Origin of the sequence: Brevibacillus sp. FSL K6-0770, assembly GCF_038000275.1 — a bacterium.
Taxonomy (GTDB): domain Bacteria; phylum Bacillota; class Bacilli; order Brevibacillales; family Brevibacillaceae; genus Brevibacillus; species Brevibacillus parabrevis.
In genome coordinates, this window is record NZ_JBBOBQ010000001.1 from 889,025 (window position 1) to 908,722 (window position 19,698).

The 19,698-nt window shown below is 53.8% G+C and carries 23 protein-coding genes, 1 pseudogene and 1 riboswitch; of the genes and pseudogenes, 12 read left to right on the forward strand and 12 right to left on the reverse strand.

The features are described from left to right. Positions 1-22 precede the first annotated feature (22 nt). The 4 genes from NST23_RS04500 to NST23_RS04515 all read right to left on the reverse strand — a co-directional run bounded on the left by NST23_RS04500 (position 23) and on the right by NST23_RS04515 (position 3,532). On the reverse strand, positions 23-1,363 hold the full coding sequence (locus NST23_RS04500) for a hemolysin family protein (protein ID WP_122966365.1): 1,341 nt from the start codon (positions 1,361-1,363) through the stop codon (positions 23-25). Positions 1,364-1,587: 224 nt separating this feature from the next. Beyond that, complete coding sequence (locus NST23_RS04505) at positions 1,588-2,703, reverse strand: site-2 protease family protein (protein WP_340963217.1); 1,116 nt, start codon at positions 2,701-2,703, stop codon at positions 1,588-1,590. A 66-nt stretch (positions 2,704-2,769) separates the two neighbouring features. Then, entirely contained in the window at positions 2,770-3,069 is a 300-nt protein-coding gene (locus NST23_RS04510; protein ID WP_063230523.1) for an iron-sulfur cluster biosynthesis family protein, read from the reverse strand. Positions 3,070-3,178: 109 nt separating this feature from the next. Next, complete coding sequence (locus NST23_RS04515) at positions 3,179-3,532, reverse strand: DUF3905 domain-containing protein (protein ID WP_122966246.1); 354 nt, start codon at positions 3,530-3,532, stop codon at positions 3,179-3,181. A gap of 230 nt (positions 3,533-3,762) precedes the next feature. Between NST23_RS04515 and NST23_RS04520 the strand changes: the two genes are divergently transcribed. Next, entirely contained in the window at positions 3,763-4,599 is an 837-nt protein-coding gene (locus NST23_RS04520) for a glycosyltransferase family A protein (RefSeq protein WP_217022481.1), read from the forward strand. A 28-nt stretch (positions 4,600-4,627) separates the two neighbouring features. Here NST23_RS04520 and sspK read toward each other — a convergent pair whose 3' ends face one another. Further along, positions 4,628-4,759 carry a small acid-soluble spore protein K gene (sspK, locus tag NST23_RS04525; protein ID WP_063230518.1) on the reverse strand — a complete coding sequence of 44 codons (132 nt, stop codon included), beginning with the start codon at positions 4,757-4,759 and terminating at the stop codon, positions 4,628-4,630. 99 nt (positions 4,760-4,858) lie between these two features. On the opposite strand from sspK, the gene NST23_RS04530 reads away from it, so the two are divergent. Genes NST23_RS04530 through NST23_RS04540 form a run of 3 tightly spaced genes read left to right on the forward strand, consistent with a single transcriptional unit; the run spans position 4,859 to position 5,511 of the window. After that, positions 4,859-5,137, forward strand: a complete 279-nt coding sequence (locus NST23_RS04530) for a YqkE family protein (protein WP_340963219.1) — start codon at positions 4,859-4,861, stop codon at positions 5,135-5,137. Then, positions 5,137-5,283 (forward strand): hypothetical protein, encoded by a 147-nt coding sequence (locus NST23_RS04535; protein WP_167470376.1) that lies wholly within the window; start codon positions 5,137-5,139, stop codon positions 5,281-5,283. The genes NST23_RS04530 and NST23_RS04535 overlap by 1 nt, the downstream gene beginning before the upstream one ends. A 51-nt stretch (positions 5,284-5,334) precedes the next feature. Next, positions 5,335-5,511, forward strand: coding sequence for a hypothetical protein (locus NST23_RS04540; RefSeq protein WP_167470375.1), 177 nt, complete (start codon positions 5,335-5,337; stop codon positions 5,509-5,511). A 49-nt stretch (positions 5,512-5,560) separates the two neighbouring features. Here NST23_RS04540 and NST23_RS04545 read toward each other — a convergent pair whose 3' ends face one another. From NST23_RS04545 to NST23_RS04555, 3 genes are read right to left on the reverse strand one after another with little or no spacing between them, the layout of a single operon-like run. Beyond that, positions 5,561-6,751 (reverse strand): ABC transporter permease, encoded by a 1,191-nt coding sequence (locus NST23_RS04545; RefSeq protein ID WP_122966243.1) that lies wholly within the window; start codon positions 6,749-6,751, stop codon positions 5,561-5,563. Then, positions 6,748-7,467: an ABC transporter ATP-binding protein gene (locus NST23_RS04550; RefSeq protein ID WP_122966242.1), complete on the reverse strand. Its 720-nt coding sequence runs from the start codon at positions 7,465-7,467 to the stop codon at positions 6,748-6,750. Before NST23_RS04550 ends, NST23_RS04545 begins: the two co-directional genes overlap by 4 nt. A gap of 40 nt (positions 7,468-7,507) precedes the next feature. Continuing rightward, the gene (locus NST23_RS04555) at positions 7,508-8,785 is read right to left on the reverse strand and encodes an efflux RND transporter periplasmic adaptor subunit (RefSeq protein WP_122966241.1); all 1,278 of its coding nucleotides are present in this window, start codon (positions 8,783-8,785) and stop codon (positions 7,508-7,510) included. A 201-nt stretch (positions 8,786-8,986) separates the two neighbouring features. Between NST23_RS04555 and NST23_RS04560 the strand changes: the two are divergent. The 8 genes and pseudogenes from NST23_RS04560 to NST23_RS04595 form a co-directional block, all read left to right on the forward strand. Next, a pseudogene (locus NST23_RS04560) lies at positions 8,987-10,336 on the forward strand (glucose-6-phosphate isomerase); the annotation flags it as partial. Between the two features lie 21 nt (positions 10,337-10,357). Beyond that, on the forward strand, positions 10,358-10,576 hold the full coding sequence (locus NST23_RS04565; RefSeq protein ID WP_307723370.1) for an excisionase family DNA-binding protein: 219 nt from the start codon (positions 10,358-10,360) through the stop codon (positions 10,574-10,576). A 64-nt stretch (positions 10,577-10,640) separates the two neighbouring features. Continuing rightward, positions 10,641-10,757, forward strand: a riboswitch (TPP riboswitch). A gap of 127 nt (positions 10,758-10,884) precedes the next feature. Further along, positions 10,885-12,021, forward strand: coding sequence for a glycine oxidase ThiO (thiO, locus tag NST23_RS04570; protein ID WP_340963223.1), 1,137 nt, complete (start codon positions 10,885-10,887; stop codon positions 12,019-12,021). 78 nt (positions 12,022-12,099) lie between these two features. Then, entirely contained in the window at positions 12,100-13,044 is a 945-nt protein-coding gene (locus NST23_RS04575; protein ID WP_122966239.1) for a hypothetical protein, read from the forward strand. A 144-nt stretch (positions 13,045-13,188) separates the two neighbouring features. After that, a complete protein-coding gene (locus tag NST23_RS04580; protein ID WP_173597119.1) occupies positions 13,189-13,587 on the forward strand; it encodes a YugN family protein in 399 nt (132 codons plus the stop codon). Between the two features lie 185 nt (positions 13,588-13,772). Next, entirely contained in the window at positions 13,773-14,570 is a 798-nt protein-coding gene (locus NST23_RS04585; protein ID WP_122966237.1) for an NAD kinase, read from the forward strand. 20 nt (positions 14,571-14,590) lie between these two features. Then, positions 14,591-15,313, forward strand: coding sequence for an MOSC domain-containing protein (locus NST23_RS04590; protein ID WP_122966236.1), 723 nt, complete (start codon positions 14,591-14,593; stop codon positions 15,311-15,313). 21 nt (positions 15,314-15,334) lie between these two features. Beyond that, positions 15,335-15,823, forward strand: coding sequence for a YbaK/EbsC family protein (locus NST23_RS04595; RefSeq protein WP_340963225.1), 489 nt, complete (start codon positions 15,335-15,337; stop codon positions 15,821-15,823). Between the two features lie 67 nt (positions 15,824-15,890). Here NST23_RS04595 and NST23_RS04600 read toward each other — a convergent pair whose 3' ends face one another. The 4 genes from NST23_RS04600 to NST23_RS04615 form a co-directional block, all read right to left on the reverse strand. After that, positions 15,891-16,406: a GNAT family N-acetyltransferase gene (locus NST23_RS04600; protein WP_340963228.1), complete on the reverse strand. Its 516-nt coding sequence runs from the start codon at positions 16,404-16,406 to the stop codon at positions 15,891-15,893. 42 nt (positions 16,407-16,448) lie between these two features. After that, the gene (locus NST23_RS04605) at positions 16,449-17,183 is read right to left on the reverse strand and encodes an exonuclease domain-containing protein (RefSeq protein WP_122966233.1); all 735 of its coding nucleotides are present in this window, start codon (positions 17,181-17,183) and stop codon (positions 16,449-16,451) included. Positions 17,184-17,196: 13 nt separating this feature from the next. After that, positions 17,197-18,180: a DUF294 nucleotidyltransferase-like domain-containing protein gene (locus tag NST23_RS04610; protein WP_409362249.1), complete on the reverse strand. Its 984-nt coding sequence runs from the start codon at positions 18,178-18,180 to the stop codon at positions 17,197-17,199. A 79-nt stretch (positions 18,181-18,259) separates the two neighbouring features. Continuing rightward, on the reverse strand, positions 18,260-19,594 hold the full coding sequence (locus NST23_RS04615) for an ammonium transporter (protein ID WP_122966231.1): 1,335 nt from the start codon (positions 19,592-19,594) through the stop codon (positions 18,260-18,262). Positions 19,595-19,698: the final 104 nt, after the last annotated feature.

Genomic DNA, 19,698 nt, shown 5'->3' on the forward strand with positions numbered 1-19,698 from the left:
AAGGGGAGTGGCTTTTCGTTGATCAGGAAACGGTCAAAAGCTCTTCTTGCTGCGGCGATTCGTCGTTTTTAATCGGTGTAATCAACACGCGGGTGACACGGTGATTATCCATTTGCTTGACGGTGAACAAGTAGTTTTCCCACTCGACTGTAGCGCCTACCGCGATATCTTCTTCCAGTTGACTGTACAGCCAGCCGCCAATCGTGTCTACATCCTCGGATTCCAGCTCGAACGGGATATGATCGTTCAAGTCGGCGAGCGTCAGCATGCCGGAAACGGAGAGGCCGTTATCCAGCTTTTCGATCTCCGGTCTTTCCTCGTCGAACTCGTCCTGGATATCTCCGACGATTTCTTCCAGAATGTCCTCCATCGTTACCAGACCAGCTGTACCGCCGTACTCGTCGATGACGATTGCGAGCTGCGAGCGCTTTTTCTGCATCAGGCGCAGGACTGTACTGATCTCCATGGTTTCCGGAACCGTCAGAACAGGGCGGAGCAACGAATCCAGCTTGACACGTCCGTCTTGCAGGGCCGCCAGGTAAAAATCGGTGGCGTGGACAAAACCGATGATGTTGTCTTTGTCCTCAGCCGCTACAGGGAAACGGGTGTGTCGCTGCGTGCGGATGATCTCCAAGTTTTCTTCAAATGTATTCGTGCTATATAAGCAAACCATGTCAATTCGCGGGATCATCGTTTCCCGGGCCAAGGTTTCGGAAAAGTCGAAAACGTGTTCCACCAGCGACAATTCAGTCTGGTCAATATGACCGCTTTGGTGGCTTTGGTTGACGAGGATGCGGATTTCTTCTTCGGTATGAGCTGCTTCATGTTCCGAGATCGCTTCGAATCCAAGTCGTTTCATCAGGGCGTTGGCGGTTCCGTTCAAAAACCAGATCGCCGGGTAAAGCATTTTATAGAAAAACATCAATGGCGCGGCAACCCACAGCGAAGTTTCTTCTGCTTTTTGAATAGCCAATGATTTCGGAGCCAGTTCACCCAAGACGATGTGCAGGAAGGTAATAATCGCGAACGCTATACCAAAAGATATCGCAGAAATCGCATAGGCAGGCAATCCTGTTGAACCAAGCAGCGGTTCGACGATCATATGGGCGATAGCCGGTTCCCCGACCCAACCCAGTCCGAGCGAGGCGAGAGTAATCCCGACCTGGCAGGCAGACAGATAGCCATCCAGTTTTTGCGTTACTTTTTGAGCGTATACAGCGCGTTTGTTTCCTTCATTCACTAATTGTGTCAAGCGCGTTTGCCGCACTTTGACGAGAGCGAACTCTGCGGCGACGAAGAAGCCGTTCAGAAAAACAAGAAATATCACAAGCAGCAGGTTGAGCACTATCGGGACGTTGTCCAAGTAAAAAGTCATCCTCTCTGGAATTTTATGAAAGTACACTCCTATTTTACTCTGTTTGGCGCCAACTCTCAAAAGCGATAAATCACCATGGCGGGCGTTTCTGACCTCTTGCTGGGGAAGAGCGACTCTCAGGTATGCGTAGCGCACGTTTTTGCGCCCACAGAAGGTCACAGAAGGTCAAACGTCCGGTCCAAACGAACCGGACGGTCGGAGCAAAGCCTGGATTAGCGGTGCAAAAGCTGCTGTCCGTAGACGAAGAACGCCGACAAAACAGCGGCCAGCCCGAGGTAAGCAGCCAGCACTTTCCACTTGGTCGAGGCCGGAGCGACATAATACGTTGTCAGCCGATGCATTTGCTCATCGACTTCCGCCAGCCGCTGGCGAGCTGCCTGCTCGGCTTCTTGCAGTGCCTGGGACGGAGCGGGACGCAGCGGGTCCGACTCGATGAACATGATCGGCTCGCGCTCCCATTGCTTGAACAGTTCCCATTTTCTGTTCATATACACTTTATCCAGCCGCTTCTGGTCGCGTGCCAGCCGCTTTTCGTCATGCAGGAACGGGACGAGGAAGCGTTTGTCCGGCTCAGCCTGATTCAGTGCGCTTACTTCTTCGTTCATGCTGACACGCATGTCCCATGTCGTTTCCAGTTCAGGCCATTTGGCGATATCGTGCATGAACTTTTCGATTTGTTCCCGTTCGTATTGCAGCACCTGATGCTGGTAGTTTTCACGCAGGCGGTTCCACCAAGTAATCAGACCGAGGATGAAAATGAGTCCCATAATCGGGCCTGGATTGGTAAACAGCATGATCCCCAGACCGATCAGTCCAACGAACCAGATTTTTGTGGAAAGCACAGAGACAATCCGTCCGCCATCCAGCGGGGAGACGGGCAACAGATTGAACAGGTTGAGTACGGCACCGAGGTAGATGACCAATGCCCAGAACGGGTCCTGCGTCCACCAGTAAAGCGGCAGGGCAGGCAAAAAGGCAATCATCCCGGCAAGCGGTCCGCCATAAGCGAGATACGCTTCTGTTTTCGCATCGCGCGGCATGTCTTTCATCGATATAAAAGCACCCGCAAACGGGATGAAGACGGCTGGCGAAGTCGCAATGCCCTTGCGCTTGGCAGCGATGACATGCCCCATCTCATGGACGAAAATCAGGTAGACGATCGCCACGGCAAACTTCCAGCCGTAAATCATGGCGTACGCCCCGAGGCTGACGATCATCGACAAAAAGGTTGCGCCGAATTTGGAGAACTTCAAAATACCGATTAACCATTTGAAATTGGCCAGCAAAAAAGCGCCGACGGCCAAAAGAATCGAACCGCTCTTTTTCATGAAACGCTCCTCCCATACGTCATGGCAGTCTCTCTTTCATACGGATGACGCCCAGAAAAGTTTCTGCTAGTCCGCCAGACGCGGGTTGAAGAAGCGAAAGCCGTATTCGCCGTATGTAGGGTCAAAGTCAAGCTGACCGCCATCGAAGTACCAGAAATCGGCAGGGCGGATGACAAAGCGCAAGCCCTCCACTTCGAAAATGGCGTCGTCAGGCATGGCTTCATCTTTTTCAATCGCGTAGAAAAGCCCGCCCGTTCCAGGACCGCTTGTCCGCACGTACAGGCGAAGCGTGTCACCTGGACGAAATTCGGAATATCGTTGATAGGCGAGCGAAAATGCAGGCGCTATCGCAAGTGTGATGCTCATGGGCCAGCTCCTTTCTGTCTCTTCAAGCCCCATTGTAACATACAAACCAAAAACACCCATTCGGTCAGTGTGTCTTTTCCGAATGGGCGATTTTTTCAAGACAGCTCAATCAATCCTTGCCTTTGCTGACATCTTTCGTCGGATGCATAAAGCGGGCATTGCCTATGGGCTTGTCTTCCAGCAGCTCCTTGTTTTCGTAGGAGTTCCAGCCGATATCGTTGGTTGGATGCACCCATTGGTCGCCCGCCATGATGGAAGGGTCCGTGTCCGTGCTCCAGTTGTTCAACGGGGATTCTTTGGACTCGTACAAGCTGTCTCCGATCACGACGCCAAATTCGTTGACAAAAGGTCGCTGGATGGAACGGGACGATTTTTTGAAATCAGGGGCGCTGATCTGATGCGGCAAGGTTCCGTCGAGGGAAATATCCTTTGTTTTTTCACGATGCTTCTGGTCGTTGTCCATTCGTTGAACCTCCTTTATCCACTTATCCATACAGCCGAAAGGTTCGCCAAGAGAGGCAGCCATCATTTTTAGCATGCATCACACTTTCGTTGCTTATACGGTGGCGGTCGGGTCGTGAGCCAAGCCCAGCCCAAATGGTGGTCTGCCGCATATGCTACAAAACAAAACGGTAACATCCACTTTCATGAAAAGCGGCTTGACGTTTTTCACAGAAAAAGGGGGGAGATTCGATGCTGACAAGTGTCGTCATTCCTGCCAAAGATGCAGACGATCAGCTCTTGTATACCCTGTTCGGCTTCAACCTGCAATTTTGCGCGTTTGAACAGTTTGAGGTGATCGTCCTTGACAACGCTTCAACGGACGAGACGGCGGAAAAACTGTCCCGATTTACCGCCCATTTTTCGTTGAACTATGTGCGGCTTCGCAAACAAAAGCCGCTCGCCTATTTGCTCAATTCGGGGATCAAGCTTGCGCGAGGCGAACTGATTGTGTTTCTGGCCAGCCACATGCTTGTTCCGCGTTCATTCATCGGCGTCCATCAGCAGGCGCATGAGAAAGCCAGTCAGCTTGTCTTGCTCGGACAGGATCGTAAGCGGATATATTCCGTGTATGAGCCAGGGTTTACAGAGATCCAGCACGCGGAGTGCCAGCTTTGGCTGGAGCAATACCCGCACATCAAACGGCCGCATACGCTTGTCAAACCGATCCCGCTGCTGGAAGAAAGCCAGATCGTAAACGAACTGCCTTTTCATATCGGCTTGCCTTGTCCGATGGCGCAGAAGCGGCTGGCAATCCGGGAAAAATACGGGCCGCACCTTACGCGTTATCGCTCGCCATGGGCGCTGTTTGATACCCAACACGTCTCGCTGCGCAAGGAACACTTGCTTCGGGCCGGGTTGTTCAAGGAGCTGCCGCGCATCGCCATGGAGCGGGATTTGGCCAAAAGGCTGGTCAAAAACGGTTGCCGCTTTCAACTGGATGACAAGCTGACCGTCCTGAGGCAAGAGTCGGTGCAAAAAAGAGCCAGTCCGAAGAGTATGTCTCCCAATAAAAACCGCCGGGCGTGATACCAAGCCCGGCGGTTAAACTTTTGGCCTAACGGTTTTCTTTTAACCTTTCTTGTGGTTCACTATTAATGGAACCGTTGGAACGGATGGCCTCGGATTGAGCTTTCGGGCCGCGGATTTCTGCGGTTTTTCCAAAGTCTTTTGCTTTGTTGCGCACCATGTTTCGTCCTCCTCTCAATGCGAAGCTTACAAGTAGTATGACCCAAAACGGGACGGAGAATGAGGGCGTTAGTTCGATAGGGAAAGGATGGCAGTTCAAATGGCAAAGAAAAAACAAAAACAGCAACCAAACCAGCGTCACACGCAGGAAGCAGCAACAGAAGCGAAGGCTTCGCTTGGCAGCTTGAAGGACATGCTGAACGCAGATGCGGTATCGAAGCTGAAGCAGCTGGAAAAAGACATGAAGTCAGAAAACGAGCGGAAGGCAAAGGAAGCTGAGGAACAAAAACGCCGCGAACAGGAAGCACGCGAGCGCAACAAAAGCTTTGCCGAGCTGCTGAATGACTATGAGAAAAAAGGCGGAGGCAAGTTCAGCTGATGCGCGACGACAAACAACCGGATCGTCCGGATACTTCGAAAAACGGCCTGATGAAAAAGCGGCAGCTTGCGCTTAAAGACGAGGCGCTCAAGCAGCGCGGTCGCCAGGTGCTTGGCCGGTTGGGGAAAAAGCAGCCCAAGGAGTGATTTTTTTCCCTCCATCCCCATATAGCTAGGAGAGGGGAAAGGAGGGAGATCATGGGGACAATCCTGCTCCTGATCAGTCTCCTCTGTGTAGCTGTAGGCACCTGGAAGCTGAGCGGTATCTACAAGGCAGACAAGACTGACAGCAAAACGCTCTGGTGGACAGTCGCGAGCGTCGGGATTGCGCTTTTTTTTCTTTTGAAGCTGATGACAGATACGTTTCCAACATAAACATGCACCTGTGGCGAAAGTTGCACAGGTGCATGTTTTTTGTATCGGTCTATTCGTAACGCAGCGCTTCGATCGGGTCGAGCTTGGCAGCTTTGTTGGCTGGATAAAGCCCGAAAAAGATGCCGATAGCGCTGGAGAAGCCAAACGCGATAAATACGCTGTTCCACGATAGCAGCGGTGGAAGGTTGGCAAAATGCGAGATCAAGGCGGCGATGCCAAGTCCGCACAGGACGCCGACCAATCCGCCGATCAGGCAGACGATGATGGATTCAATGAGAAACTGAATCAAAATATCGCTTCGCCGCGCCCCCAGCGCTTTGCGAATCCCGATTTCCCGCGTGCGCTCGGTGACGGAGACGAGCATGATGTTCATGACGCCGACCCCGCCGACTACGAGCGAGATCCCGGCGATGATGCTGAAAATCAAGGTGAGCGTGCCTGTCAGCTGATTGAACTGGTCAACCGATTCTTGCATGCTGCGAACCATGTAATGGTCGTTCTTTTGGTGTTTGCGCGTCAAATATTGCTTGGCCTGCTGCATGGCCGAGTTGACGGAAGCTTTGTCGACAGCCGTACCCATAAACGAATGGATCGACGGTTCTTCCAGCAGGGAGTTGTAATACTGGATGGGAACTACGGCGCCGAATGTTTCCTGGCCCATGTCAAACTTGAATTTTTCCTCTGAGTACGTGCCGATGACGACGAGGGAATTGTTTCCCCAGCGAACGCGCTGACCGATCGGATTCATTTGTCCGAACAGCTTCTCGCCAAGCTTGTCCTCCAGCACGACGACAGCGCGCTGTTCCTTGTCATCGGTATCGCTGAACAGGCGGCCTTTTGTTACTTTCATTCTTTTCTGGATGTTGAAATAATCCGCCGTGGTGGCGGTCAGGTTGGCCCGCTCTTCTTTTTTCGGCCCCTTCAACTCGATTGTCGTTCCGCTGTAAGGGACGATGTACTCGATTGCCGGACTGATTCTGCCCAGGACAGCAGCGTCATCGATAGTCAGGTCGTCGGATTCGATTTTTTCTTTTGTCTCCCAGTTAATGAAGACGTTGAAGGTGTTTTGCCCGAATTTTTCCATCTCGTCGTTGATTGCTTTTTGTCCGCCTTCCCCAAGCGCGGTAACGGCGATGACAGAAGTAATCCCGATGATGATGCCGAGCATGGTCAGGGCCGAGCGCATTTTGTTGGCCCAAATGCCCTCCAGTGCGGTGTAAAAGCTTTCCATAAAATTCACGTGACAATCACCTCGTCATTCGGGGTAGAGAAAACGCGTTCCTCTACCCGCTCATCGCGGATGATGATGCCGTCTTTGAACGTGACGATTCGCTCGGCGTGCTGGGCGATGTCCATCTCGTGCGTGACGAGAATAATCGTGACGCCTTGAGCGTGCAGTTCCTGAAAAATCGACATGATCTCGACACCGGAGCGACTATCGAGGTTTCCTGTCGGTTCGTCTGCCAAAAGGATGGCGGGACGGTTGACCAGCGCTCTGGCGATGGCGACGCGCTGCTTTTGACCCCCGGACAGTTGAGTAGGCTTGTGGTGCATGCGTTCGCCCAGCCCTACTCGTTTCAGCGCTTCTGTAGCCCTGTTGCGTCTTTCCGAACGGCTGACGTTGGCGTACATCATCGGCAACTCTACGTTGTGCAGGGAAGTGGAGCGGGCGAGCAGATTGAACGACTGAAACACAAAGCCGATTTTTTGATTGCGTACGTAGGCGAGCTGCTTGTCATTGAGGCTGCTTACCTCAATCCCGTCGAGAATGTAGCTTCCCGTGTCCGGGCGATCCAGACAGCCCAGCATGTTCATGAACGTCGATTTCCCTGATCCTGATGGTCCCATGATGGCGACGAACTCGCCTTGTTCCACCAGCAAGGATACACCTTTCAAAATAGGGAGGGTGCTATCGCCAGTCTTGTATGATTTCGTCAAGCCTTCTACCTGAAGCATTGTCGGCTGACCTCCTTTTTACGTGGAACACATTCAGTCGTTACATGCCCATTGGTGCGGGACCGCCGCTCATCGGCATGACAGGCGCTCCTTCACTCAGCGCTTCAACAGGTCCCAAAATGATTTGCTCGTCTCCGTTCAGACCTTGCTTGATGTGGGAGAACAGTTCATTTTCGGTGCCTGTGGCGACTTTCTGTTTCTTGGCGATTCCGTTCTCGGATATCCAGACGAAAGTGCTGCCGTCCGCTTCCTGCTGGATAGCTTCGATCGGAACTTGCAGAGCGTTATCGATTTTTTCCGCCAAGATGTTGATGTCCACGTGGAAGCCTGGCTTGAGCGCGCTCAAATCTCCTTGCGGCTTGAGGATGACTTTGACGCGGGTCTTCTCACTTTGGCCCGAACTGCTTTGGCTAGTGGTTGCGATCGGGGCGATTCGGGTGATCTGGGCATTCAGCATTTGTTTGCCCAGCGTAATGCCTTCGATGGTCGCCGTCTGTCCGAGCTTCAGCTTGCCGACATCCGATTCGTTGATGTCAGCTTGGATGAGCAAGTTGTCGAGATTAGCCAGTGTCAAAATTTCCGTGCCTTTGTTGACGTATTGGCCGTTGTCCGCCGCGACGCCAATAACGGTTCCGTTCGCAGGTGCGACGACAACGCTCTGGACGCGTTCTTTTTCCAGTTGAGTCCGTTCGACGGCCAGTTTGTTGATTTGTGCCTGCTGAGCGGCGATGTCTTCTTTGCGCGGCCCTTTTTGTTTCAGGGCGGACTGTTGTTTCGCCACATTGAGGGCGGACAGCGCGTTGTCCAAGATAGACTTCGCCTTGTCGACTTCCTGCTGAGTCGAAGCGCCCGAGGAGAACAATTGATTCATCCGGTCGTATTCTCGCTTGGCCGCATCGTACTCGCGCTGTGCCTGCGTGACCCGCTCGCGCTCCTGTGCTACTTCTTCCGGTTCTACGCCGATCTGGGCTTTGGCAAGATTGGCTTTTGCGACTTCCATCTGCGCTTCGAGATCAAGCAGTCTGCTGTCCACATCGGTCGTATCAATTTTGGCGATGATCTGGCCTTTTTTGACCTTGTCGCCTTCTTTGACGACGAACTCGCGCAACGTGCCGTTCACATTGGCGTACTGCTTCTGCTTGTCCTCCACGATGACGATTCCGGAGGTCAAGATTTTGCTTTCCAGAGCTGATTTGGTCGGTGTTCCGATGTTGACGGGCATGCCCATGGCTTGCTGAGAACCCATCATGTTGAGTCCAACGAACCCTGCCCCTAACAGGACGACAACGGAACCGATGATCCACCACCGTTTTTTCATTTTCATTTCCCCTTGTTGTTCTAAAAAGAAACCATTATTTCATTGCTCGAAGTAGTTTTACGGAAGGCATGGAAAAAGGTAACACTTTTGCCGAATCGTTCACGATTTGCTCACATTTTGCGATGTTTTGACGGAAAGTAACTTTCTCGCTTTTTGCGTGATAAGATAAGAAAATAGATGACGTTCCTTGGGAGGGGAGCCATGAACCAAGCGATTCGATTTGATTATTCCAATGCACGCGGCTTTGTGAGACAGCATGAATGGGAGCAGCTTGCGCCAGCAATCGGGCAGGCGCATGAAATGTTGCACAAAAGAACGGGTCCAGGCAGAGACTATCTTGGCTGGGTAGATTGGCCGAACAAATACGACCGCGTCGAGTATGAGCGGATTCGCCAGGCGGCGGCACGTATCCAGGCTGACTCAGATGTGCTTTTGGTAATTGGAATCGGGGGTTCATATTTAGGAGCGAAAGCTGTACTGGACGTATTGGGCCACAGCTTTTACAACTTGCTGCCGAAGTCGAAGCGGCGATCGCCGGAAATTTATTTTGTCGGCAACAATATCAGTCCGGTGTATATCTCTCATCTGATGGACGTGTTGGAAGGAAAAGACGTCTCCATCAACGTCATCTCCAAATCGGGCACGACGACAGAGCCTGCTATAGCTTTTCGGCTGTTGCGCAATTGGCTGGAAAACAAGTACGGCCGCGAGCAGGCGAAGAAGCGAATTTACATTACGACGGACAAAGCGCGGGGGGCCTTGAAAAAGCTTGCGGAAGATGAGGGCTACGAGAGCTTTGTCATTCCCGATGACATCGGCGGGCGTTTTTCTGTCCTGACAGCAGTCGGACTATTGCCGATCGCCGTGAGCGGCGCCGACATGGATGCCCTGATGAAAGGAGCGCAAGATGCGAGCGAGCGGTACATGGTCATGGATTTGGCCGAAAATCCGTGCTACCAGTATGCGGCGATTCGCAACGCCCTGTACCGCAAAGGCAAAACGGTGGAGCTTCTGGTCAGCTACGAGCCGCAGTTCCGGTTTTTCGCCGAATGGTGGAAACAGCTTTTCGGGGAGTCGGAAGGCAAGGATGGCAAAGGAATTTTTCCCGCCGCTGCCGAATTTTCCACAGACTTGCATTCCTTGGGGCAGTACATACAGGACGGCATGCGACACTTGTTCGAGACAGTGGTAACCGTAAACAAGCCAGCCATCGATGTCACGGTAGAAGAAGACCCGCTTGATGTGGACGGACTGAACTTTTTGTCCGGCAAGCGGATGGGATTTGTCAATAAAAAGGCTTTCGAAGGGACGGTGCTCGCCCACGTGGATGGCGGCGTGCCGAACCTGCTTGTCGAGATGCCAGAGGCGACGGCGTATCACCTCGGTGCCTTGATCTACTTTTTTGAAAAGGCGTGCGGAATCAGCGGCTATTTATTGGGCGTCAATCCGTTTGACCAGCCCGGGGTGGAGGCGTACAAGGCCAACATGTTCGCCCTTTTGGGCAAACCTGGATTCGAGCAGCAGAAAGCGGAATTGGAGGCAAGATTGCGCGATAACAAGACATATTTGACCGTGGAAGAGACAGCAGCGTACTTGGAGCTTCCGGAAACGTTTATTTTGGAAAAGATTCACCAGGGCAAGATTCGCGCTCTGCACGACGGCTACGAGTACGTCATCAACAAGGAACAGTTCAACCATCATATGGAAGAAATGCGCAAGCTCCGCGAGTTCGAGGAGGCAGCGCGCCATGAGACGGTTCCGGAGAGCTACGATGTAAAAGACGAGGATTGAGTGTATAGCATCTTGTCACTGGCGGCCAGGAGGACTATACTTGGTTGGTGAAATGAATATGTAAAGAAGCAACTTGGGGAGTCCTTCACGCGGGGCTGAGAGGATGGAAGCATACGACCGTCGACCCATTGCACCTGATCCGGATCATGCCGGCGCAGGGATACGGTTGCCGGCGAACAGCGCTTTTTTCTTTGGCTATACGGCGTATGAAGCCCACCTTTTCCTGCTTGGGAACGGGTGGGCTTTTTGTATGTTGCCCTGTTCAACTTGGATCAGGAGAGAGATCACAACAGCGAGGAGAGAAAAACGTGGGCGATTGTCTCATAGTGGGTGGAGGAGTTATCGGTTTAAGTCTGGCGTATGAATTGTCACGCAGAGGGATGGGCGTCACGTTGGTTGAGCAAGGAGAATGGGGCGGACAGGCGTCCTCGGCAGCAGCGGGCATGCTCGCGCCGTTGAAGGAGTTTACAGCGCCCGGTCCCATGCTCGATTTCGGCATGGCGTCTCTGGCTTATTATCCGCAGTGGGCGCAAGAGCTGGAGGAGTTTACCGGGGGCGATGTACAGCTCAGCCTGGAGGGGCTGCTCACGGTCGCGCTCGACGATGGCGAGCAAGCACAGTTGGCAGAGAAATTTCGCTGGCAAAAGGACGCGGGGCATAGCGTGCACTTTTTGACGGAAAGGCAGCAATTGGCGGAAGTGGAGCCGCTGTTGACAGACAAAGCGCAGGCAGCGATTTACTCCCCGTACGAGGGGCACATCAACAATCGCATGTTGCTTCGCGCTTTGGTGACAGCGTGCAAGCTGCAAGGAGTTGTGCTGCATTCCGGCTGTGTCGTGAGCGGCATCGCGGTAAAAGGCGGGAAAGTAGTTGGCGTGGACAGCTCGCTCGGGCCGTTGCGCGCCGCGCATACGGTGATCACTTCGGGAGCGTGGGCAGGTGTCATGCTGGACTTGCTGGGTGTGTCGGTTCCGGTGCGTCCGGTTCGCGGTCAGATTGCCGCTGTTTCCTCTGTCGGCATTCCGCTGCGCACCGTCATTTTTGGCACGACGGGATATGTGACGCCGAAAAAAGACGGCAAAATCGTGCTTGGCGCAACAGAAGACGAGAGCGGCTTTCAGCGCGAAGTGACGATGGCGGGGTTAGCCAGCATCCTGAACGGGGTCATGCCGTACGTTCCGGCCTTGCATTCAGCCGCTTTTCTGGAGGCGTGGGGCGGATTGCGGCCAGCTACGGCGGATGGCAAGCCATTGCTTGGGCCTGTACCTGGATGGGAAGGGCTGTCGATTGCCGGAGGGCACTTCCGCAACGGCATTTTGCTCTCGCCCGCCACAGCGAAGTGGATGACGGACTATCTGGAAAAAGGAGAGCGGGAGCAGCTCGCCCCGTTTTTGCCTGCGCGCTTCGTAACAGAAGAAAACGTCAGCGCACATAAAATGGGCTAGTCTTGCCTGCAAACCGGAACACCTCCCCATGGGCACATGTATATGGTAATAAAGAGCACCAGAAGGGGAGGAGTTTCCATGCAGGATGAAAAAAACCTGTACCAGGCTGACGTCCAGACGGTCAGTCTGATCAAGGATATGCGCGAAAATGTGCACAACATATGCAAAGAACACGTCGAGAAAAAAGTGCGCATTGAAGCGATAGACGGCCAGATTTTTGAAGGCGTGATCGTGGATTTTGACGATCAGAATGTATACGTTGAAGTGGACGACCCGGATGCGGAAGAAAACGACTATGAATATGAAATCGAAGAGGTAGCCAGCCGGAAATCGCCCGGCGACTGGGGAATGCATCAAGATTGGAATCCTTACGGAGGGTATCTCCCCTACGGCGGCTATCAGCCGTACGGCGATGTCAGTCCGTTTAGCAGCAGCAGCCAGCCAAATCGGCGACCTCCAGGGGGGCAAGTCAGTCCGTACGCCGATGACTGCTATCCTTACGCTCCGATGACTCCGTTTGGCAGTCCAGGTCAACCGTTTGGTCAGGTGAGTCCGTTTGGCAGCCCGGGTCAACCGTACGGTCAAATGGTTCCGTTTGGCAGTCCGGGTCAACCGTTTGGCCAAGTGAGTCCGTTCGGCAGCCCGAGTCAACCGTACGGCCAGATGAGACCATTTGGCAGTCCGAGCCAACCGTACGGCCAAGTGAGTCCGTTTGGCAGTCCGAGTCAGCCGTTTGGTCAAGTCAGCCCGTTCGGCAGCCCGAGTTTTCCGTACGGCCAGATGCAGCCGTTCCCGGACGGCAATCCATTTTTTAGTCCGTACGGCGGATTCAACCCGTACATGAGCCCTTATCCGCCTTTCCCGCCGCAGCCATGGTATCCGTTTCCGCCGCCACCACCGCCACCGCCAGTTCCTCCGGCTGCGGTTGTCGTGCCGAAAAGAAGGCGCCGTCGTCCTTGCCGCAGAGGCAAAAGAATCATTCCACTCGCTTTGTTTACATTGCTTACGATCGCCCTGCTCTAAAATCGGGAGCATGCAAGCCTCTTTGCCAGCGGATGATTGGCAGCGGGGCTTGTTGTGCGTTTGAAGAGCACGGCTGTGCGAGTACAACCTGCCCTTTTGTCGCACACTATCCATAAAATGTGACGAAGGCAGGAGGATTACCAGATGAAAAAAATACAGAGCAGTCTCCCCGGAACGAAGGCGACGTTTGGCTACTTTCGCGAGTCGCTTGAGCCGCATTTTACGCTGGCTAACTGGGACTATGAGCAAGGCTTTTTTGACCGGACGCTGGATGATCAAAACATGGTCTACCTTCGCTTGCCTGTAAAAGTTTTGCAAGGGGAGCTGGACAGCCCGGATGCGTGGCTGGAGCTTGGCGAGCCGTTTGTGTTGCGTCATGTGTACAACACAGGAGTGGAAGAAGATATCGGCTACTACGCGCCTGTCGCTTCGGCAGTGATGAACCAGTTTCAGCAGCCGATCGACAAGGATGCCGACATTGACCCGAGATGGATTCGCAAGGCGGAGGCAATCGTGAAAGAGCTGGAAAATCGCCTTGGATGACGGGTGGGCCTTGCATGAGGCCCGCTTTTTCTTTTCCGGGGGAATTTCGCGCGGGATCGTTCCAGGAAGAACGCTGGTAAAATCCATTTCGGTTTCCATGCATCTCCTTTTTTCATGTGGTATAGTGAGATCAACAAACAAGCGTACTTGACCGCTTCGAAGGATAAAAGTGAGGGCAGACCAGCATGAAGATTGCGACTGTACTGCGAAATGACGATTATACACGGGAAGTAGAGAATTTGCTCAAGGAAAAGCTGAAGGAGGCTGGCAGCTCGTATACTTTTGTGAATGGAACCGATGAGGAGCCGGATATGGTGCTCTCGATCGGCGGAGATGGAACACTGCTGGAAGCCGTTCACCAATACGGGATGGAGCCGGCCTACGTCGGGATTCATACAGGCCACCTCGGATTTTATGCAGACTGGCGGCCGGAGGAGCTGGACGAATTTGTCGACAGGTTGCTGCACGCCCAGCCGGCGATTTCGGAGTATCCGACCGTCCAATGCCGGATTGAAACCGCTGATGGCAAGCAATACGATAAATGGGCGCTGAATGAAGTTGTCTTGCGCAATGCGTCCTTGTCGACGCTGGTTGCTTGCGTCTACATTAACGGCGATGAGCTGGAGACGTTTCGCGGAGACGGCTTGATCGTCTCGTCGCCGTCAGGCAGCACGGCATACAACAAGGCTGTAGACGGGGCGATTGTGCATCCGTCGATTGAGGCCATTCAGCTTTCGGAGATCGCTTCGATCAACAACCAGGCATACCGGACGATCAACAGCTCGCTTGTTTTGCCCAAGCATCATGAAGTAGAGCTGATTGTCATGAACCCGGAGATCATGATCGGGCTGGACCGCGAACAAGGCGTGTGGACAGGCGTTCGTTCCATTACTTGCCGCGTGGGCCAGGGCAAAGTGAAATTCGCGCGCTACAAGCGCCTGACCTTTTGGGGCAGGGTACGCAACTCGTTTATCAAAGGCTAGATAGAGAGGGAGAGGGTTGCATGAAAAAGGTAGGAGCATTGCAAAGCATCTATCGCCATCCTGTAAAGGCAATGCGCGGGGAACTACTTACATCAACCGAGATCGATGCTTTTGGGCTGTACGGGGATCGCGTGTATCGCTTTTGGGATGATACACGGCCCGGAAAATTTTTGGGCGCAGACAAAGTTCCAGCTCTTATTGGCTATTCTGCAACCATGGAGGCAAAACAGAGCGAGGAAGAGTATCCGCAGGTGCGAGTCGTAGCGAGCGACGGCAGCGTTCACGAGTGGGGGGAATCGCTTTTTTCCCATGTAGCGGACACAGCCAAACGGCCCGTTACGCCTTTGCGCAGCATTCCTTCGGAGGGCAAGCAGGACTGGGAAGAACATATTTTGCTGGTGACAGACGCTTCCTTGCGCGAGATTGCCCGCCAGATCGGCAGCGAATGGGTTGACCCGAGACGCTTTCGCGGCAATCTGATCGTTGTGCTGGATGACGACGAGCCGTTTGCAGAAGATAAATGGATAGGAAAAAAATTGAAAATCAACGATGTTACGCTGCAAGTAACGATGCATTGCGTGCGTTGTGTGTACGTAAACATTGACCCGGATACGCTGCAGAGGACCCCGGAAGTATTGAAGGCATGCGTGAAGCGCCACGACAATCACTTCGGAGTATACGCTTCCGTGGTGGAGACAGGCACGGTATCCTGCGGTGACGATGTGTACGTGCTGGAAGAGTAGTGTGCAAGGAGGAGAGCAGCTATGCAAGAGACAAGCCCCTTGGAGAGAGTTCGCGCATTTGTCAAACGGTACGATCCGCAGCTGGAGCCGATTGTGTATGAACAGCCTCTTCCTACATCGGAAGCGGCCGCAGCAGCGTTGGGCAGCGAGGTAGGACAAATCGCCAAGTCGATCCTGTTTCGCTCCGGCGACCAGTTTGCGCTTTTTGTCGCGGCAGGCGATGTCAAGATACACCCGAAGCAGGTGAAAGCTGCGCTCGGTTTGGGAAAAGCGAAAATGGCTTCCATGGAGGAAGTCGAAAAGGTGACGGGCTATCGTGTCGGGGCTGTCTGTCCCTTTGCGTTGGAGCAAGAAGTGCCTGTAATCGTGGACACTTCGCTGCGGCGCTTCCCTGTCGTCTATACCGCCGCTGGCATCGCCGAGTCGCTTTTGCCAGTCACGTATGAGGCGTTGCTGGCGATGACCAATGCCGTCGAAGCAGATGTGGCGCAGGCCCCGCAAGCTCCGTAGCCAGTAGCGTAGATAAGCGTGAAAAAAGGAAGCTCTCGCAAGCTTCCTTTTTCTTGTTTCGAGCCTGTTAACGACTGAGCGAGGAATGTTCTTGCCCAAGCAGCAGCTGGTAAAAATAAACATCGTGCCACTCGCCGAATTTGAAGCCTACTTCTTGAAACCTTCCGGCAAGCGTGAAGCCGAATTTTTCATGCAGTTTGACGCTCGCTTCATTGCCGCCGACAATTCCGCTAATGACGGTATGGTAGCCCAGTTGTTCTGCCCGCTGCAAGATTTCACTCAGCAGGGCCGTTCCGATGCCGCGTCCCCGCTGTTCTGCATCGATGTAGACGGACAGCTCGACCGTTTTGTTGTAAGCGGGTTTTTCGCGAAAAGTGGAAAGGCAGCAGTAGCCGACGACTTCTTGCTCCCATTCGGCGACGATCAAAGGATGGTTTTTGTTGTGCTTGTGAAACCAGACTTCGCGCTGGGCAATGGTCTGTGGCTCCAAGTCGAATGTCGCGACCAGGTGAGTGATCGCATGATTGTAGATGCATAGCATGGAAGGCAAATCGCCCAAAACAGCGTCTCTGATGTGCAACATGGGAACCGTCTCCTTTGAGATCCAAACGATAAAAGTCACATTCTAGCGCAAAGCTTCATATACCTCCCGGAGACTCGTGTATCCGGCTTTTTGTGCTTTTGTCAAATACGTCGCCCAGAGCGTCCCGCAAGCTACGGCGTCACAATAGGCATGGTGCCTGCGGGAGATCGGGATGTCGTGCAGGGCGCAGAGGGCATCCAGCGATCCGTTGCCGATCGGGTTGCTCAACAGGCGAATGAGCAGCATCGTGTCCAGCATCCGGTGTGTCAACGGACGCCGACTCGTTTTCCACAGGGCCGACCGGAAAAATTCGCGTTCGTGGCGGGAGTGATGGGCGACGAGCGGACGATCTCCGACGAAGCGGAAAAACCGCGACAACGCCTCCAGAAGCTCGGGGGCGTCTGCGGTCATTTCGTCGGAGATTCCGGTCAGCGAGCTGACGTGCGGCGGGATCGTCCGCCCGGGATTGACGAGCGTGTAAAACGAATCTCCAAGCAGCAGCTTCTCGCCGCGCATGGCGACCGCGCCAATCGAGATGATCGCGTCTCCGTGGTCCGGGTAAAAGCCCGTCGTTTCCAGATCGACCACCACTACCTCCAAATCGGCAAGCGGTATGTTTTCGCTGGAATCGACACGCCTGGCTTCCTTGGAGATGGAGCGCAAGTACGCTTGATGCTGCTTGTCGTCCTCGCCAAGCCCCCACTTCCAGTCGCCCGGTACGCCTGTCATGCCGCGATTCATGTTCCACAGGCGGCCGATGAAATCCCATTTTGCCAAGCGCGTCTCCCCCCTATCCTTTGAAGCTGGACGGGAGTTTGGCCGTCATTTTTTGCAGGCGGATAGCCAGCTTCATCGCCTCGCGCATCGATACGGCTGAATCGGGGGAAAGCTTGCTCAGCTTGATGTAGCTGTTGCTCGTATACAGACCGTCCTCCCAATGGAGAAAGGCGATCAGGCGCAGTCCCTGGATCAGCCGAAAATGTGCCGCTACTTCGTCGCAAAAGCTTTTGCTCCACACGCCTTTTTCCGCCAGTTGGCCCAGCCTCTCCAGCGTCGAGCTGGCGAAGATGCCGTGCGCCAGGGCGAAATGCCGCACGCAGTTGACGATCGGCAAATAGATGCCGTATTTGATGTTGACGGCTCCGCGAAAACGGCCAGTGACTTCAGGCAGGACGCGCCCGAACAGACCAAGCGGCACCCGGTAGTGCAACGTGTTGCTGACCAGCCGATCCAACAAAAACGTATTGCCAGCCAAAAGCTGCCTGAATCGATCCAATACCGGGGTGAAAATAGCGGATTCCCCGTACAGCACGCGCACGTCGCTTGCCAGAAGCAGATAGCGGGCATTTTCCCAGACGGGATGCGAGATCCAGCGGTCCAACTGGTCGACCCATTGAGCGACACTGCCGCGCCATCTGGGGGAAAGGCATGTTACGTTGCCCTGGCAAGGCGGATAGCCCGCTTCCTCCAAACCGGAGACGACAGCGGCTGCCAGCAGTTGAAAATAGCCGTGAACGGCCTCAATCTCTTGTTCGTTGAGGTGATCAGGAAGATCGTAGACAAGCCCGTTGTCCTGATCGCTGATGATGGCTTGCTCGAACCGCCCGCCGCTGCCGAATTGCAAAAAGGCAAACGGCACAGGCGGGGTGCCAAGCCCCCTTTTCGCCAAGGAATCGACAGCGAGCAGAACGCCTTGGCGAATCAGGTTGTCGTGAATCAAATTGACGACAATGGAAAAGGGAGCCATCTCGCCAGCCCGGTTCAAGTCGCGCATAGGAGACGGGTCCAACAATTCATGCCGAATCAGCGCAAGCTCAGCAAATGAATTAACCTGTCTAATCCGCTCGATTTGCTCAGGTGAGAGTGTGAGAGGTGCTGCTTTGGTGGGATGCTGCCGGGCGCATGCGCTCAGGTTGCAGTAGTTCGGGATAACCATATCCCCCGTGTTCGCTAAGGTCAAGACCAACCACCTCTTCTTCTTCTGTGACTCGAAGCCCGATTGTCGCTTTCAAAACAGACAAAATCACATAAGCTACCACAAAGACGTAAGCCATGGAACCGGCGAGGCCGAGCGCCTGTACGCCCAATTGGTGCAAGCCTCCGCCGTAAAACAGTCCGGCACCGCCGACGCCGACTTTTTCAGCAAGCTCCGGCGTCGCAAACAAACCAGTGGACAAAGTTCCCCAAATTCCTGCCACACCGTGAACGGAGAAGGCAAAGACCGGATCGTCAACGCCCAGGCGATCAAACCAGATGGATGTATAAAATGTAAGAATACCTGACACAGCTCCGATGACAACAGCAGCCCAAGGATCGACGAAGGCGCAAGAAGCTGTAATGGCGACGAGAGCAGCCAGCACGCCGTTCAGCATGCTCGGGATGTCGGCTTTGCCCATGACGATCCACGAGATGGCGAGCGCGGCTACTGCACCTGCGGCGGTAGCGAGATTGGTAGTGACGGCGATGTAACCGAAAAATCCGGAAGTGCTGCCCAGCGTGGAGCCGGCATTGAAGCCGAACCAGCCGATCCACAGAAACAGGACGCCGAGCACGGAGTAAACCTGGTTATGGCCGGGGATCAGATTGGAGCTGCCGTCGCGATTGTACTTGCCGATGCGCGGCTTCAACAGCACGGTAGCGACGAGCGCGACGATGGCTCCTTGCAGATGGACAACCGTCGAGCCAGCGAAGTCTTGCATCCCGAGCTGTGCGAGCCAGCCTCCGCCCCATACCCAGTGACCGACGACCGGATAGATGAGGACGGTAAACAAGACGCTGAAAATAAAGTAAACGGACAGCTTGGCTCGTTCGGCGAAACCGCCCCAGGCGATTGCCAGCGAAACCGCGGCGAAGGCCAGTTGAAACAGAAAGAGAATGGAAATGGGAACCGAAGCGGCGGAAAAAGCGGAGAAGGCGTCTTTTTGCAAGCCGTCGAAGAAGAAGCCCGTTAGACCGATAAAAGAATTGCCGTCTCCAAAAGTCAGGCCAAAGCCGAATGCCCAAAAAGCAAGGGAGCAAATGCCGAAGGTGAGGACGGTTTTGCCTGCCACATGGCCTGCGTTTTTCATCCGGGTCGAGCCAGCCTCAAGCAGGGCGAAACCTACCTGCATGAGAATGACGAGGATGGCTGAGATCATGACCCATGTGGCATCAATGGCGGACGAGAGTTCAGTGAGAGTCGGTTCCATTCATTCCACTCCTTTTCGTGTTAGATAATCTAACATAATTTTTATTTATGTCAGATTATATGACGTGAAAATTGGAAATGCAATTGTTTTTTCACAAAGAAAAA

Bases quoted from the DNA above. Each gene is read 5' to 3' on its own strand.
- NST23_RS04505 (WP_340963217.1), bottom strand. From the start codon at position 2,703: ATGAAAAAGAGCGGTTCGATTCTTTTGGCCGTCGGCGCTTTTTTGCTG.
- NST23_RS04510 (WP_063230523.1), bottom strand. From the start codon at position 3,069: ATGAGCATCACACTTGCGATAGCGCCTGCATTTTCGCTCGCCTATCAA.
- NST23_RS04515 (WP_122966246.1), bottom strand. From the start codon at position 3,532: ATGGACAACGACCAGAAGCATCGTGAAAAAACAAAGGATATTTCCCTC.
- NST23_RS04520 (WP_217022481.1), top strand. From the start codon at position 3,763: ATGCTGACAAGTGTCGTCATTCCTGCCAAAGATGCAGACGATCAGCTC.
- sspK (WP_063230518.1), bottom strand. From the start codon at position 4,759: ATGGTGCGCAACAAAGCAAAAGACTTTGGAAAAACCGCAGAAATCCGC.
- NST23_RS04530 (WP_340963219.1), top strand. From the start codon at position 4,859: ATGGCAAAGAAAAAACAAAAACAGCAACCAAACCAGCGTCACACGCAG.
- NST23_RS04535 (WP_167470376.1), top strand. From the start codon at position 5,137: ATGCGCGACGACAAACAACCGGATCGTCCGGATACTTCGAAAAACGGC.
- NST23_RS04540 (WP_167470375.1), top strand. From the start codon at position 5,335: ATGGGGACAATCCTGCTCCTGATCAGTCTCCTCTGTGTAGCTGTAGGC.
- NST23_RS04550 (WP_122966242.1), bottom strand. From the start codon at position 7,467: ATGCTTCAGGTAGAAGGCTTGACGAAATCATACAAGACTGGCGATAGC.
- NST23_RS04555 (WP_122966241.1), bottom strand. From the start codon at position 8,785: ATGAAAAAACGGTGGTGGATCATCGGTTCCGTTGTCGTCCTGTTAGGG.
- NST23_RS04575 (WP_122966239.1), top strand. From the start codon at position 12,100: ATGCAGGATGAAAAAAACCTGTACCAGGCTGACGTCCAGACGGTCAGT.
- NST23_RS04580 (WP_173597119.1), top strand. From the start codon at position 13,189: ATGAAAAAAATACAGAGCAGTCTCCCCGGAACGAAGGCGACGTTTGGC.
- NST23_RS04585 (WP_122966237.1), top strand. From the start codon at position 13,773: ATGAAGATTGCGACTGTACTGCGAAATGACGATTATACACGGGAAGTA.
- NST23_RS04590 (WP_122966236.1), top strand. From the start codon at position 14,591: ATGAAAAAGGTAGGAGCATTGCAAAGCATCTATCGCCATCCTGTAAAG.
- NST23_RS04595 (WP_340963225.1), top strand. From the start codon at position 15,335: ATGCAAGAGACAAGCCCCTTGGAGAGAGTTCGCGCATTTGTCAAACGG.
- NST23_RS04600 (WP_340963228.1), bottom strand. From the start codon at position 16,406: ATGTTGCACATCAGAGACGCTGTTTTGGGCGATTTGCCTTCCATGCTA.
- NST23_RS04610 (WP_409362249.1), bottom strand. From the start codon at position 18,180: ATGCGCGACTTGAACCGGGCTGGCGAGATGGCTCCCTTTTCCATTGTC.
- NST23_RS04615 (WP_122966231.1), bottom strand. From the start codon at position 19,594: ATGGAACCGACTCTCACTGAACTCTCGTCCGCCATTGATGCCACATGG.